Origin of the sequence: Candidatus Desulfatibia sp., from assembly GCF_036446775.1 — a bacterium.
Taxonomy (GTDB): Bacteria; Desulfobacterota; Desulfobacteria; order Desulfobacterales; family UBA11574; genus Desulfatibia_A.
The window spans coordinates 1-12,824 of sequence record NZ_JAZFTO010000246.1; the positions used below are offsets into that span (position 1 = coordinate 1).

A 12,824-nucleotide genomic window follows, 5' to 3' on the forward strand; every position below is an offset into this window, starting at 1 on the left:
AGATCGCGCAACAGGAGTCGCTATCGCGTCCGGACTGCAAGGTCGTCTCCATTAACTGGGGACCATGGGACGGCGGCATGGTATGTGCGGCCTTAAAGCGCAAGTTTGCCAAAAGCGGTATCGAGTTGATCCCCCTAAATGCCGGTGCCATGTGTATGCTCTATGAAATGCAAGGCGATAATAATTCTCCGGCAGAAGTTGTAATCAGTGCCAACCTCATTTCCCCGCGGGCAAACAATAGCGTCGAAACTACCTGTTTGGCTGCCCGGCAATCCCCTGGGGAGCCGCCGGATGAAAAACTATCTTTGACGCTTAAACGTGAAATCGATCTCGATCGATACCCGATTCTGGAAGCACACATCCTGGATGGAAAACCGGTGGTTCCCTTCGCGCTCATTACCGAATGGCTCGCCCATGGCGCCCTGCATGAAAATCCGGGCCTTTTGCTGCACGGCCTCGATGACATGCGGATTTTTCATGGTATCAAGCTGGACGGCAGCAAAAAGGTGATCCGACTTTTGGCCGGCAAGCCCCGCAAAAAAGAATCAATCTTTGAGGTCAATGTTGAAATCAGGGACGGCTTGCAGGATGGTATTGACATAATTCATTATGGGGCCACGGCGATTTTAGCAGATACATTGGAAGCGCCGCCTGTTTTCAATATAGCCGAGGATATCGCTTCAAAGCCGTATGCCAAGAGCATGGATGAAATCTATGAAAAGATTCTCTTTCACGGTTTTGAACTGCGTGGGCTCCAGGAGATCATGGGGTACTCATCCCGCGGAATGGTGGCCCGGATATCAGCGGCACCTTCTCCGGCAAAATGGATGAAAGAACCATTGCGGACAAAATGGATTGGTGATCCGCTGATGCTCGATTCAGCCTTTCAGATGGCGCTCATTTGGTGCTTTGAAGAGAATTCGGCAGTTTCCCTGCCGAGTTACAGCGCCAGTTATCGCCAGTATCGTACTGTCTTCCCCGCAGACGGAGTTACGGCGGTCCTGGAGGTAAAGGAAGCGTCTCGCCGAAAAATGAAGGGCGATTTCACCTTCCTTGACTCTGACGGTGTGGTGGTAGCACAGTTAACCGGTTATGAAGCAGTTATAGATGCATCTCTTTCCAGGGCGTTTAAGACCCGCCACGCCGCCTAACCAAATTTCTCATGCAGAATCCCTGAAAACCTTTTGTCTGGCCCTGGCGGCAGTCATGAGTACATCAACGTTGACGTCAACATAGTCATAGACCCTGGCTTTGCTTTTACCGGGCGCCGGCCGCAGTACCCGGCCAAGATACTGCATTACCCGTCCGCTGAATTTTATAGGTGTTACCAGAAACAGGGGCGACAGATCCTGATGATCAAAGCCCTCCCCTATCAGCTGGCCCGTGGCCAGCAGCACTTTGACGGTGCCCTGATTCAATCGATCAAGAACAGCCTGCCGCTGACCAACACTGAGATCGCCGGTCAACAGTTCGGAAAGCACTTTATATTTGTATCGTAAAAGAGCCTGTAGAGTTTCACAGTGTTTTTTTCGATCAGACAGCACCAGACAGATGCCCGCATTACTGCCTGCTTCCCGGGCAATATCAGAGGCGATCAGATGGTTGCGCTTGTCGTCCGCGGTGAGTTCCGACAACATCTTGCTGTATTCGTTTATTGGATCGTAATAGGGTTTAAAGTCCGTTTCCCTGACAATCACTTCAGCGGATAAAACGTCGCCGCTTTCCACCAGGCGGCGTTGGTCGACCTTGTGATGCAAATCGCCAAGATGCCAGAAAATTACTTTTGTCAGTTTATCCCGGCGCCAGGGCGTTGCCGAAAGTCCCAGCATGTATTGTGAGTCAAATTCGCTTACCGCTTCGGTAAAGGTGCGGCTTGGACAGCGGTGACATTCGTCAACCACCAGAAAGCCTACCTGCTGCGCCGCTTCTTCCGAGCATTTATATAGCGATTGCACCAGTGCAACCGTAATCTTTTCCCCGAAAACCTTTCTGCCGTCGCCGATAAAACCGACTTCAGCGGCCGGGACCCCTAAAAATTCTTCTATTCTTCGGACCCATTGATGTGCCAGGTCTTTGGTATGCACTACAATTAAAGCGGGCTGCCTGCGCTTTGAAATAATATACAGGGCCATCACTGTTTTTCCGCTGCCGGTGGGAGCATTCAGAGTACCGAACTCTTTAGCCAGCATGGCCTGCACCGCTTGCTGCTGGAAAACCTTTAACTTGCCGTTAAAAGTGTACTTTACAGCCGGCAGGCGGCGTCTGCGGTCATCAATCTGATACAATATATCATAGCGCCTGCAAAGCAGTATCAACTGCCGAATGTAACCCCTTGGTATCCATAAGCCGTGGTCCCGAACTTTATCAAAAAACCGCAACTCTCTGGGGGTGCCCCGATTCCAGCGTCCCAACCTCTCATTTTCAAGCCATTTGGGGTTTAAGAGTTTCAGTTTTTCCATAAGCTCATCCCGCAATTTTGGCGGTATTGCGCTTAACCGAAGATTATTTTTAATAATAATTTTCATATGCATAATAAAATCGTGTTACGATTTTATGAAACTCCCGCCCCGCTGAAAGCGGGACAGGATCTAATAAGCGAAAGGCAAAAAAAATCTTTGCCCCGTTAAATCCAACGAATGTGGGCCATTTACCTGGGGCTGAAAATCCTGTTCACCCTGTTAAATTCTGCCGGACTATTTAGCCGGGGTAGATCCTGCCTGCCCCGCAGGTCCCCGTGGAATAACCGGGACAAGCCCGGCAGATCGTACTGGGGTCTAAATAAATAATAGGCGCTTTAAGTTGTTTCAGGTTATAATTAAATCCACGAAAATATTCAAGCCTCACAACCCTTTTTGTTTGACTCACACAACTCATCTCTCTATGTTATAGCGTTAAGATGCAGATTAATTTAAAGAAATGGCAGGCCGATATGTTAAACGAGTTGCTCGAACAAGTTCCTGCCAATCCCGGTAAAGCTCTCGAGGAACATGTATCTGTTATTACATACGGCGATTTATCCGTAGGCAATGGTTGGTACAGGCAAGGGCGCGTTGAGATTTCACCGGCGATTAGACACCCCCGGATGCTTATTGAAAGAACTCTGCATGAATGCGGGCATGGTATTGAAGAATGGCTCGGCAAGAATGGACACTCTCTTTATGCATGCAATCTTGAGCAAATAGCTGATGGTTTTGCTCTTGCTTTGTTGTATCCGAATATTCTTATGGAGCCGGAACTGAAAAAGATAAAAAGGATTTATAGTGAATCACTCTTTGCAGAAGGTTTTCCGCGTATTGATACTGAAAGCTTAATTGCAAAGTATGTGCGCCATTCGGAAGAACTTATGCAAAAGAGTTTTTTTAAACATGGCGCCAAGGTATCATCCTTATTATCAGGCCTGTTTGACCAACAAAGAGACGGTTTTCTCAGGCGTTACTCAACTGAAGCTAATATTTATAGCAATTCTCAAAATAACGTTCCGTTTCAGCCGCCGGATTACTAAAACTATGAACCCAAGTGAATCAAAAGTAAATTCACCACATTATTTTGACATAGTGAAAAAGCAAATTGAAGTTTCATGCGATAGCCTTGAATGTCTTTAATTGATTAATTTGAACCTCAATTGATCGAGGCTAAAGCGGCACATTTAAAGCAAATTGTCTTCCATATTCAATGCAGCTTGCCATACTTTCATTATCAGGATTCCACATCACTCGCAGGCCTTCATCTACAATATTAAATCCTGATTCTTTTAATATGGCGTTAATAATCTTGACCGATTCCCCACTCCACCCATAGCAACCGAAAGCAGCAGCTTTTTTGTTCTTAAATTTCAGTCCTTTTATCTCTTCAAGAATACCAGCAACTGAAACCAAGATCCCCCTGTTGATGGTTGGGGACCCGACCATAATCGCTTTCGATTTGAAAACCTCGGTGATAACATCATTCTTATCTCTTTTATCTAGATTAAATAGCTTTACGTTAACCTCTTTATCACCTTCTTTTATTCCTTTGGCGATCTTCTCGGCCATAACTCGGGTGCCATTCCACATAGTGTCATAAATAATGCTAATCTGGTTTTCCTGGTAGTTGTCAGCCCAATCCAAGTACCGTTCAACGATCTGCTCAGGTTTATTTCGCCAGATTACCCCGTGACTGGTACAGATTATATCCAAGGGGAGATTAAAGCCGAGGATTTCCTTTATTTTCTTTATAACCATGGGACTGTAAGGGGTTAATATATTCGCATAATATTTAATACCTTCGCTAAACAACTCTGACTGGTCAACAAGATCATTGAACATATATTCAGATGCATAGTGCTGTCCGAAGGCATCATTGCTAAAAAGAATATTGTCTTCCGTTAAATAGCAGAACATACTGTCCGGCCAATGCAGCATTGGGGCTTCAATGAAAACCAATTCTTTCTGCCCCAAACTCAGGCGATCACCGGTTTTAACAACATTAAAGTTCCAATCCTGATGGTAATGCCCCTGCAATGATTTGACACCATTCTTAGTACAATATATTGGAGTGTTGGGAATATGCCGCATTAATTCAGGAAGCGCACCGCTATGATCGATCTCTGCATGGCTGGCTATAATAAAATCGATCTTGCTCAAATCAATTTCTTTGGCAAGGTTTGAAACAAATTCCTTTGAAAATGGAGCCCATACAGTATCAAACAAAGCTATTTTATCCTCTTTAATCAAATATGAATTATAAGTTGTCCCGCGATGCGTCGAATATTCGCCGCCATGAAATTTTCTCAATTCCCAGTCAATTTTGCCCACCCAATAAACATTATTTTTGATGTTGAGACTCATATTTCCCCCTTTTCCTGAAAATCGGTATTTACAGGCAATCCGGTACGTCCATAAATAAGCAAATAACGCCCCGGCTTCCTTTGTTAATCGATATCACTATCGATTACATTTAATTTAAGTATTGAAAGAAAGCAAATTGATATTTCATTTTTTTTTATTTCTTTCAATGAAACTAAAATTGATCGTTTCCCCGTGTTCCACTTCGGCTATGAAACCTGAAGCCTTTTTCCGAAAATCGGTACCGGAAGTCGGTATGTTGGTAAACATCGGGTTGACGTAATTCTGGAGGGAACGATCCACTTGAAATATTCGGCTATATTTTTCATTAACGCAAAAGCGGCGATTTTTCTTCTATGGGATATCCTGATCGGAGCCAAGCCTGCCACCCGCCTTTGAGAACTTGAACGGATTTAAAGCCTTTAGAGATGAGCCTGTGTGCCAACCTGGCACTTGTATTTTCGTTGGGTCAAGCTCAGTATAAAACCAATCTTTTATCTGGAGGTAATTCATGAGACCACGACTCAAATTCTTCGGGTATGCGTCTTACGGCGCCTTTGATTTTATAGTTGCTCGACTGCCAACCGTTGGTTTCACGAACATCAACGATGGCGAGGTTTGGATTTCCCAGATTCTTGAGGAGCTGAGATACGGTTATAAAAGATAGGTCATCAGCGGAGACTGCGATTGGATTAAGGCCAACTGTAACCCCCAATATAAAATTGATTATAAAAATCCTGCAAAGTCGCTTCATGATTCTAACCTAAAATCAGATAGAGTTACCGGTGCCGCGTCTTGAATAGTGAATAATGAGCTACTATTCACAATTCAAGATGACACCATTTCCTATATGACAGGTAACGGCCGCTCCGGCTATTCCCAGTCCAGCAACCGTTGTTGCCCCTCCAGTTTGCGGATTGCGGTCAGGTCCTGGCTGACCTCCAGGGTGCCGCGGTAGTAGCCCCCGGCATCCCGCACCGCAAAGTAGCGGATGTAGATAAACCTGCCACCCAATTCGATCCAGAACTCGGCCGTGTCCCGGGATCCGGACTTGAAAGCGTCCAGGATCTTGTTGACCAGGTGGACGCTTTGGGGGGGATGGCAGTTTCGAACCTCCCGACCGATGATCGCGGGGCTGCGTGGGAAAATCCGCTCTGGGCCTTCAGAGTAATAGGCCACCCGGTCGTTTTCATCAACGAAGGTTAAGTCCACCGGCAGGTGGGTCAGCAACAGATTTATTTGCTCCAGGGTCATGCGTCCGGTATCCACGCTCAACGCGCCGGCCACCTCTTTCAGGATCTCCTCAGGTTCGGGTGGCACGTCTTCGGGCTCCCCTAGGATTTCTTCGGGCCAGCCCTCGTCAGGAACCACCCAGGCAAAGCCGATATCGGCCTCACCCTGCTTGACCTTGATCCATTCATTTTGGGTAAGCATGTCCAGACTGGTGGGGAACAGGATGTGCTCTTCCTTGTAAATCATATCCCGGATGGCCTGGATGGCTTCTTTCAGAGAATCGACCGTTTGCAGTGCATTGTTTTGGCCAAACGCTTCTCGGGCCTGTTTCATCTTGGCCCGGATATCGTCGTGAATGGACCACATCACCTGGGAGGGCCCGGTAAAATGATGGGCCTCCAGCATGGGAAAAAGCTGGTTTTCTTTGCGCGTGTAATGGGTGTTGATTTCGGACAACTGTTCGATGAGAGCGCCCAACGCCTGACGGTGTTCTTCAAAGGCCTCTTTGCCGGGAGGCTGTCCCAGCAGACCCATGAGCATGCTGATCTCACTCATGATTTTTTCAGAAGCCCGGTTTTCCTTCATAAAGGTGTGGATCGGGTGCCCGAGGGGAGGTTCAGGCCGGTCCTGTCCCTCTAAGGCCTCTTTGAATATTTCCACATGTACGTCGCAGAGGCGTTTGATTTCCTCGGCGGGCAGCCCTTCGTCCATGAGGGCCTGCTCCATGGCAGCGATCTCCGGGGCTTCCACTCCTTGGACCAACTCTCTAAACCTCTGTTTGAGCACTTCCATGTCTCCGCCGTCGTGGAGATCCCTAATTATTCCCTTGAGTGCCTCCTGCCGTTCTTTGGGATCTGTCAGGGCTTCGCTTTGGGAGACGGGAACTGAGTCACCGGAGACTTCGGCGCTACCGGTTTGCCTGTCAATTTCGGCGGTCAGGGCCGATATCAATCCGTCTGCGTCCATCCCACCGATACCGGCGGCCTTCTCCAGGGTGGCGACCTTCCCCATGGTTTTGCGTATCACCGGACTTTTCAGGCTTTTGAACTTGGGGGACAGGGTGATTAAAAAATCAAGTAAAAAGGGGTATTGCTTCAGCAAATCATCGATCTTGGTTTTGGCGTTTAGTTGCATGGATTGGCCTCCTTATTTTTTATCGCCGGCTTTGGTCGGCCCACTAAAGAACTACATATTGTGGTGTCGTTTTATCGAAATTTTAATGTGGCCGTAGAAGATTTCCTCAAGCATGCATTTGGAAAAAGTGAGTATTTGTAATCAACATCACTATGTCAGTACTCCTGTCTATATAGAAAAATTTCCCTGATGGCAAGAGCAGGGCCAAAAAACAATTAAAATGCACCCCGGAACTCCAACTGCTAAAGAGGTTTCAGAAAGTTATTTGCTTATTTATGGATGCCCCTCATCTTCCCCGATTCTGTCAAGAATGAAGATTTATTACGTTTAATTTGAAAATTATTTAACTGTTACCTGACCCCCTTGTTTCCCCAAGATTTGTGATAAAAACAATTGAACACGGTATGGCACCGAAGATTTTCTGGTGTCCGATTCAGCCGTCGTAGCCATAGGCTACTATGGCGAAGTCTGCATGGACCAGGGGCCGTGTTTTAAGCATTGTGCATACAGCAAAATATTTTGCATAAAACAGAATCGCCTTGAACCTGATGGGTGACCCCATTTCTTGTACGGGTCTCGAAAGCTGCTAATACATACTGAAGAGAGAGACAACTAAGCCTTCTGAATAACTGCTTTTATCATTTCTTGCTGGTGCTCGTCTAACTTTTCAAACTTCACGCCAATGCCCTTTGGTTTTCTCCAGACTACACTGCCGGAAACCATGAAAGGGGGGCAATCGTTAAGGCTTGGAAAGGTTATATCAATTTTTGTCCCTTCTAAGAAGGGTTCATCGGTCGCAATAAACACGCCCATAGGACTCATATCTAAAACAACACCACGATTTGAATTGACATCGGTATCGTATTCTACGATTATCCTGGGAAACTTGCGTCTTTCTTTAAAGAGCTTTTGGTTTTTAGAAGTTGTCATATAACAGATCCGACAATGATGCTCTAATGCTCGATTTATTGCCTGTCCCAACTGGCACTATTAGATTAATAACATTGAAGATAACGTAAGGCAATCGTAAATATTTTGGACTTTATGTTTTGATAGGTGGAAGCCAGCAATCTTGCATTTTCGACTCAACAGCCATTATACAAGGTCTGGGATCAAAAAAGAAAGGCAGAGCGTTTATCCCTGCCTTTTCTGATAACAATTAATATTCAGTATGGACTATCTTCTTACGTTTCGGCCCTGCCCTTATCTAAACATTCTATGGATAATTGGTAGGTGTGGTAATCTAATTCAATGTCATTCCATCCCAGATAGTGTAACCGTTCATTGCCATGCAATAGAAATATTATTGCCTTCAGTTATTCTAAAAAAGAGACTTGATAGAAAATAAACATCTAATTTGTGGGATGGCATTGCTGCCTCTTTCTTGTGGTTATTTCCCTTAATATCTTTCCATAAGTAACTAAAAAAAACGATACGACTTTTTTCATAAAATCTCTCCATTTCCTAGGAGGCGATAATCTGAAGAAAAAAGCTAAGAAGACCTTAGCAAAAGCCAATTTTAACAAGACCTAGGCATAAGAGAAAATGTGCCGGTTTTTTCTATCAGAGTTAAGGCCTCGTTATGTTTTAAACGCCACTATGCATTGCAGCCCAAAAGCCATCTGACAAAAACACAAAAAGTATCAAAACCCGACATTTCTTGCCTCAAGGTTCAATCAGCTTTAGGCCAATCTAATTGATGGTTCCATAACCTAATCGCAACATTAACAAAAATTACTAAATGCTGTCAAACTGGACAAAAAAATAGCCCCGAGACACTTTCTTGCGTTTCTCGTACCAATAAAGGTTGCAAGGAAGGAATCCCGAGGCTAACTTGTCCGGATATAATATTTTTTGCTTAGAATCTTACTCTTTCTTCTTCCGTCTATCTACATCACTTCTTCTGTATTTTAAACTTCTCCTTTCAGGGCCATTGTATGAGGATGTGCCGCCTTTTCTGCGATCTCTGCGAGAGCGTCTATCGTTACCGCTTCTTCTTTCGTCCATTATTTTGGCCTATTCAATTAATCCTCACTTAAAGCATGGTTTAAAAGGAAATAATCCAGCTTGTCTAAGGCTTGCAAAAATTGACGATTCCTTGCCTGTATCGAACCGCCCAATCAGGCTAATGTCTTTGATGATTTGTTTTGGAAATCAAAACATCAAACTTCCCCTATGGTGTAATTCTGGATGAAACGATCCAGTTGAGATATCTGATTGTCTGCCAGATCGGCAAACTTCCCACCACATTGCCTTAAGATAATTGTACTGAATGGGGATTTGTTATCTACATAGATATCTGAAGTAGTTTTGACAGATACATTCTTCAGGTAAAATTCTTTGCTATTGCGAAAGATGTCCATTGTCAACAGTCCGGCTAATTTCTTTTCACTGGCAACATACTGGAAGGCAAGGCCGCCTTTACTGATGTTTTTGATTTGACCGATTTTATTATCACCAGAAGTCACAACAGCAAATGCGCCTTCCTTGGCCTTGAAACGCCTGTGTTTCCTTTTTTCTATAAAACCTTTACTGTTGGTCATAACTTAAAATTCAAACCTTAGTGAATGCATCATTTGTATATATATCCTAATGGAAAGGGGCAGCCGGAGATGCCACCCTTTCCAATAAATAAGGAGGTGAAGGAGGTAAAAATGGATAAATACCATTCTCTCCAGCATCTCTAATAATAAGGAAAGAGTCTTAAAGTCAAGACTGAATTGTCTAACATAAAATACGGAATCAAATTAAGCATTGTCAGGAATTTGCATGTGAAAACAGAGGGTTGTTTTGCGTTGTTTTATGGAGAGAGGACATATAATAAGTAGAAATTTATTTGAACTTCGTCCGTTGCAGATTGCTGGTACCTTTCTGAGAGGTAGATGTCGGGGAGGCGAGCGAGCCTTTTAGGTGAGCTCGCTTGCCTCAAGCATGCATTTGGGAAAAGCGAGTATTTGTAATCAACATCACTATGTCAGTACTCCTGTCTATATAGAAAAATTCTCCTGATGGCAAGAGCAGGGCCATTTCACGGGGGCCAAAGGATTATTTAACTGTTACCTGACCCCTTTGTTTTCTGAGACTTCCGGACTTCCGGGACTTTCTGTTATATTATTATATAACGCCCCTAATATTATAAGATTCTATTCATCCATTAGTGAATATCCATTTTCTGATGCTATTCGCTCTCCACGCCGAGCACTCATACTGACCGCCGGCTGGGAGATATGGAGCTTTGGAGCCAGATCCGACATTGTAAATCCCAATTCCCTAACCGCCCAGTAACAGAAAAGGCTTCTTGCCTTGACTTTTACCGGTTGCTTTCCGGGCTGAAATATTTCTTCCGATTTAATGGTAAAAATCTCGGCCACTCTATCAGCGAGTTTATCTATATCATAGCCTTGCGACTTAAGCTGGTATTTGCGTTCAAGAGACTCATCGGCGGCCTTTAAAACCCTCTCAACGAAATCAGAATCGCCAAGCACACGTTCATCACTTTTAAAATGAATGTTTGCCCGCCGAAGTGACTTGATCACAAACCAGCCCCCGCTGCTGCGGATAAGTCCACCGCCGGTGAGTTCAGGGCGCTTGCCCGCCTGGATGCCCTTATGAATAAATATTTTGTAACGGCGTCGCGCAGTTGATCTCTTGTTATCGAACAGTTTCAGAACATAAGCATCATCTTGCCATTCCTTTTGCTTTTTCCCCATGATAACTGCGTGCCCGCAAAAAGGATATTTGTCCAGTGTTTTTATGTCAGTAACAAGCCTGGCACGAATCGGATTAAGGTGAATATACCGTGCGAGTTCTAGTAAATATGTATCTTCTTGACAGAGAATCGGGTAGTTAAAATACGTGTTCGGGTCGTAGCGCCTGTGGCGCTGGTGGAGGAGCACCCATCAAGGGAGGGCTTGAGGAGCGTCCAAAGATGGACTTGAGGAGCGGCTCGAGGAGCCTTGATGCTGGATACTTGATACTGGATGCTTGTTGGAGCGTAGCGGAAATCACGATTTATCGGGGATACTGGATGCTGGATGGGCAAATATTTCATAGGCAAAAGTCACTTCCAGATACGCCTGGCATTGAATGATACTTTATACGTTTTAAAAAATCTTTCAGCGGCCTTCTTTTCAGAAAATGGAATCAATACACAACCACTACCAAGCTTTTCTCCTTTCAGCTTGGTAAGCTCCCCTGGATAATTATAATTCGCACGCGCTCTTGGATAAAACTTCCGGTTGAATTTTGCCTTTGTTTTTTGGTTCAAATTTCCAAGATCAAAGGTATAAAGCAGAAACGGCCTTAGATTGAGAAGCATAGAGACATCAATGTCGAGCAGCTCGCGCAAAAACAGGATCTTTCCCTCAAGAAATAGGTTCTGCAACAGTCCGGAATCTGTTTCGGCCAATTCCTTTTCCGTTCTGATAACTGGCTGAATGTTCCGGCCAAGGTCCAGTGATATAATCGCATTTTGTATTTTTTCGATGGTCTCTTTTTTGTTTGTAATTAACATCAAATCAATATCAGACCTCGGACCATAGTCCTCTCTCGCAAAACTGCCGTAAAGGATTATTGCTTTTAAATCTTCTATGGGAGATAGTTTGGCGACTATCTTTCTGAACAGGTTTTTATTTTTCAATCGGTTCACCAAAGTTTTTTTCGAAAAATTTCAATATTTGATCGAGATGTTCCATCGCTTTTTTGGCCCTGTCACCATTAACACCGTCATAACCAAGATCACCATAGGCAAACCATACTTTTTTCATGGCCGCATTTATTTCATCGGGATATCTTTTTCCCGAGAATTGGTGTCTCTCCCGATGAGTTCCAAAATGTATGTTCTCCCTGGCGGCATCTGCTTCAATAAGTTGCTCAACGACCTTTGTAGCAATATCTCCGACAACCGTATACAGATCTTTGTCAAATGCATCTCTTACCGCTTTTAGCTTTTCCCGTGCAATTTGTAAGTGCTTTTTATAGTTGCCCATTCAATCAGTCTCTTTTTTAATTATGATAACGAAAAATAGAAGAAATACAAGCTTTTTCGTTACGATATTGAAAGTTGCAAGATATTTTTGTTCATTAACAGCAGATTAACGCAGATGAACACAGATGAACACAAATTGTTTATTCAGCCAACCCGGTACCATCTGCCGGCCTGTCCCGGTACCCCACGGGGCCTGTCCCGGTAATTTCACGGGGGCCTACCCCCTACCCCAGAGGAATAACCGCAGGATTCCACAGGGCAGGCGGGGCGAAGCTCTGAAAAAAAGAGTAGCTAATAGCACCACTCATGGATTCAGAAATCCCTTTATAGGAGCCGCGAGATAAGCCCAGTCCTTCTCCACCGATTTGTTCTGCCTTTGACTTCTGTAATCACCAAAGACTTCGAACATTTTTATAGGTAAGAATTCTTTCATCTTTTGTCAGTATTGTTGCATTTTCTTCTCGTGCTGTTGCTACAATAATCTGGTCAGCTGGATCACTATGGAAAGGCTGAGGAAGCACTGTTGAACGGTATGCTAAAACAGGAGAGAGGGGGATTAACCTGAACTTTGGCATATCAAGAGCACTATTTATCCAATTCTCAGGGTCGCAAGAAATACCAATTTTCTTTTTTTCAAGGAGTTTACT

General features: G+C 44.5%; 12 protein-coding genes. 3 read left to right on the plus strand and 9 right to left on the minus strand.

From position 1 onward, the window contains the following. The coding region (locus tag V3S16_RS11500; protein ID WP_413885063.1) for a polyketide synthase dehydratase domain-containing protein at nt 1-1,151 on the plus strand (1,151 nt) is incomplete at its 5' end. A 9-nt stretch (nt 1,152-1,160) separates the two neighbouring features. Here V3S16_RS11500 and V3S16_RS11505 read toward each other — a convergent pair. After that, the gene (locus tag V3S16_RS11505; protein WP_413885065.1) at nt 1,161-2,459 is read right to left on the minus strand and encodes a DEAD/DEAH box helicase; all 1,299 of its coding nucleotides are present in this window, start codon (nt 2,457-2,459) and stop codon (nt 1,161-1,163) included. 437 nt (nt 2,460-2,896) lie between these two features. Here V3S16_RS11505 and V3S16_RS11510 point away from each other — a divergent pair, with 437 nt between their 5' ends. Further along, entirely contained in the window at nt 2,897-3,502 is a 606-nt protein-coding gene (locus V3S16_RS11510; protein ID WP_413885067.1) for a hypothetical protein, read from the plus strand. 130 nt (nt 3,503-3,632) lie between these two features. Here V3S16_RS11510 and V3S16_RS11515 read toward each other — a convergent pair whose 3' ends face one another. Beyond that, on the minus strand, nt 3,633-4,826 hold the full coding sequence (locus V3S16_RS11515; RefSeq protein WP_413885069.1) for an anaerobic nitric oxide reductase flavorubredoxin: 1,194 nt from the start codon (nt 4,824-4,826) through the stop codon (nt 3,633-3,635). A 508-nt stretch (nt 4,827-5,334) separates the two neighbouring features. Between V3S16_RS11515 and V3S16_RS11520 the strand changes: the two genes are divergently transcribed. Then, nucleotides 5,335-5,490, plus strand: coding sequence for a hypothetical protein (locus V3S16_RS11520; protein WP_413885071.1), 156 nt, complete (start codon nt 5,335-5,337; stop codon nt 5,488-5,490). 206 nt (nt 5,491-5,696) lie between these two features. Here V3S16_RS11520 and V3S16_RS11525 read toward each other — a convergent pair whose 3' ends face one another. The 7 genes from V3S16_RS11525 to V3S16_RS11555 all read right to left on the minus strand — a co-directional run. Continuing rightward, nucleotides 5,697-7,190: a DUF438 domain-containing protein gene (locus V3S16_RS11525; protein WP_413885073.1), complete on the minus strand. Its 1,494-nt coding sequence runs from the start codon at nt 7,188-7,190 to the stop codon at nt 5,697-5,699. A 612-nt stretch (nt 7,191-7,802) separates the two neighbouring features. Next, nucleotides 7,803-8,120, minus strand: coding sequence for a PilZ domain-containing protein (locus tag V3S16_RS11530; RefSeq protein WP_413885075.1), 318 nt, complete (start codon nt 8,118-8,120; stop codon nt 7,803-7,805). 1,232 nt (nt 8,121-9,352) lie between these two features. Next, the gene (locus tag V3S16_RS11535) at nt 9,353-9,733 is read right to left on the minus strand and encodes a PilZ domain-containing protein (RefSeq protein WP_413885077.1); all 381 of its coding nucleotides are present in this window, start codon (nt 9,731-9,733) and stop codon (nt 9,353-9,355) included. 600 nt (nt 9,734-10,333) lie between these two features. After that, nucleotides 10,334-10,900 (minus strand): hypothetical protein, encoded by a 567-nt coding sequence (locus tag V3S16_RS11540; protein ID WP_413885079.1) that lies wholly within the window; start codon nt 10,898-10,900, stop codon nt 10,334-10,336. 350 nt (nt 10,901-11,250) lie between these two features. After that, on the minus strand, nt 11,251-11,829 hold the full coding sequence (locus V3S16_RS11545; protein WP_413885081.1) for a nucleotidyltransferase domain-containing protein: 579 nt from the start codon (nt 11,827-11,829) through the stop codon (nt 11,251-11,253). Then, nucleotides 11,819-12,178: a hypothetical protein gene (locus V3S16_RS11550; protein WP_413885083.1), complete on the minus strand. Its 360-nt coding sequence runs from the start codon at nt 12,176-12,178 to the stop codon at nt 11,819-11,821. The genes V3S16_RS11545 and V3S16_RS11550 overlap by 11 nt, the downstream gene beginning before the upstream one ends. A 388-nt stretch (nt 12,179-12,566) precedes the next feature. Beyond that, nucleotides 12,567-12,824 (minus strand): type II toxin-antitoxin system VapC family toxin (locus V3S16_RS11555; protein WP_413885085.1); only part of this gene is annotated, 258 nt, incomplete at its 5' end.

Coding starts and splice junctions, on each gene's coding strand:
- V3S16_RS11530 (WP_413885075.1), bottom strand. CDS start 8,120: ATGACAACTTCTAAAAACCAAAAGCTCTTTAAAGAAAGACGCAAGTTT.
- V3S16_RS11550 (WP_413885083.1), bottom strand. CDS start 12,178: ATGGGCAACTATAAAAAGCACTTACAAATTGCACGGGAAAAGCTAAAA.
- V3S16_RS11535 (WP_413885077.1), bottom strand. CDS start 9,733: ATGACCAACAGTAAAGGTTTTATAGAAAAAAGGAAACACAGGCGTTTC.
- V3S16_RS11510 (WP_413885067.1), top strand. CDS start 2,897: ATGCAGATTAATTTAAAGAAATGGCAGGCCGATATGTTAAACGAGTTG.
- V3S16_RS11515 (WP_413885069.1), bottom strand. CDS start 4,826: ATGAGTCTCAACATCAAAAATAATGTTTATTGGGTGGGCAAAATTGAC.
- V3S16_RS11505 (WP_413885065.1), bottom strand. CDS start 2,459: ATGGAAAAACTGAAACTCTTAAACCCCAAATGGCTTGAAAATGAGAGG.
- V3S16_RS11540 (WP_413885079.1), bottom strand. CDS start 10,900: ATGGGGAAAAAGCAAAAGGAATGGCAAGATGATGCTTATGTTCTGAAA.
- V3S16_RS11520 (WP_413885071.1), top strand. CDS start 5,335: ATGAGACCACGACTCAAATTCTTCGGGTATGCGTCTTACGGCGCCTTT.
- V3S16_RS11525 (WP_413885073.1), bottom strand. CDS start 7,190: ATGCAACTAAACGCCAAAACCAAGATCGATGATTTGCTGAAGCAATAC.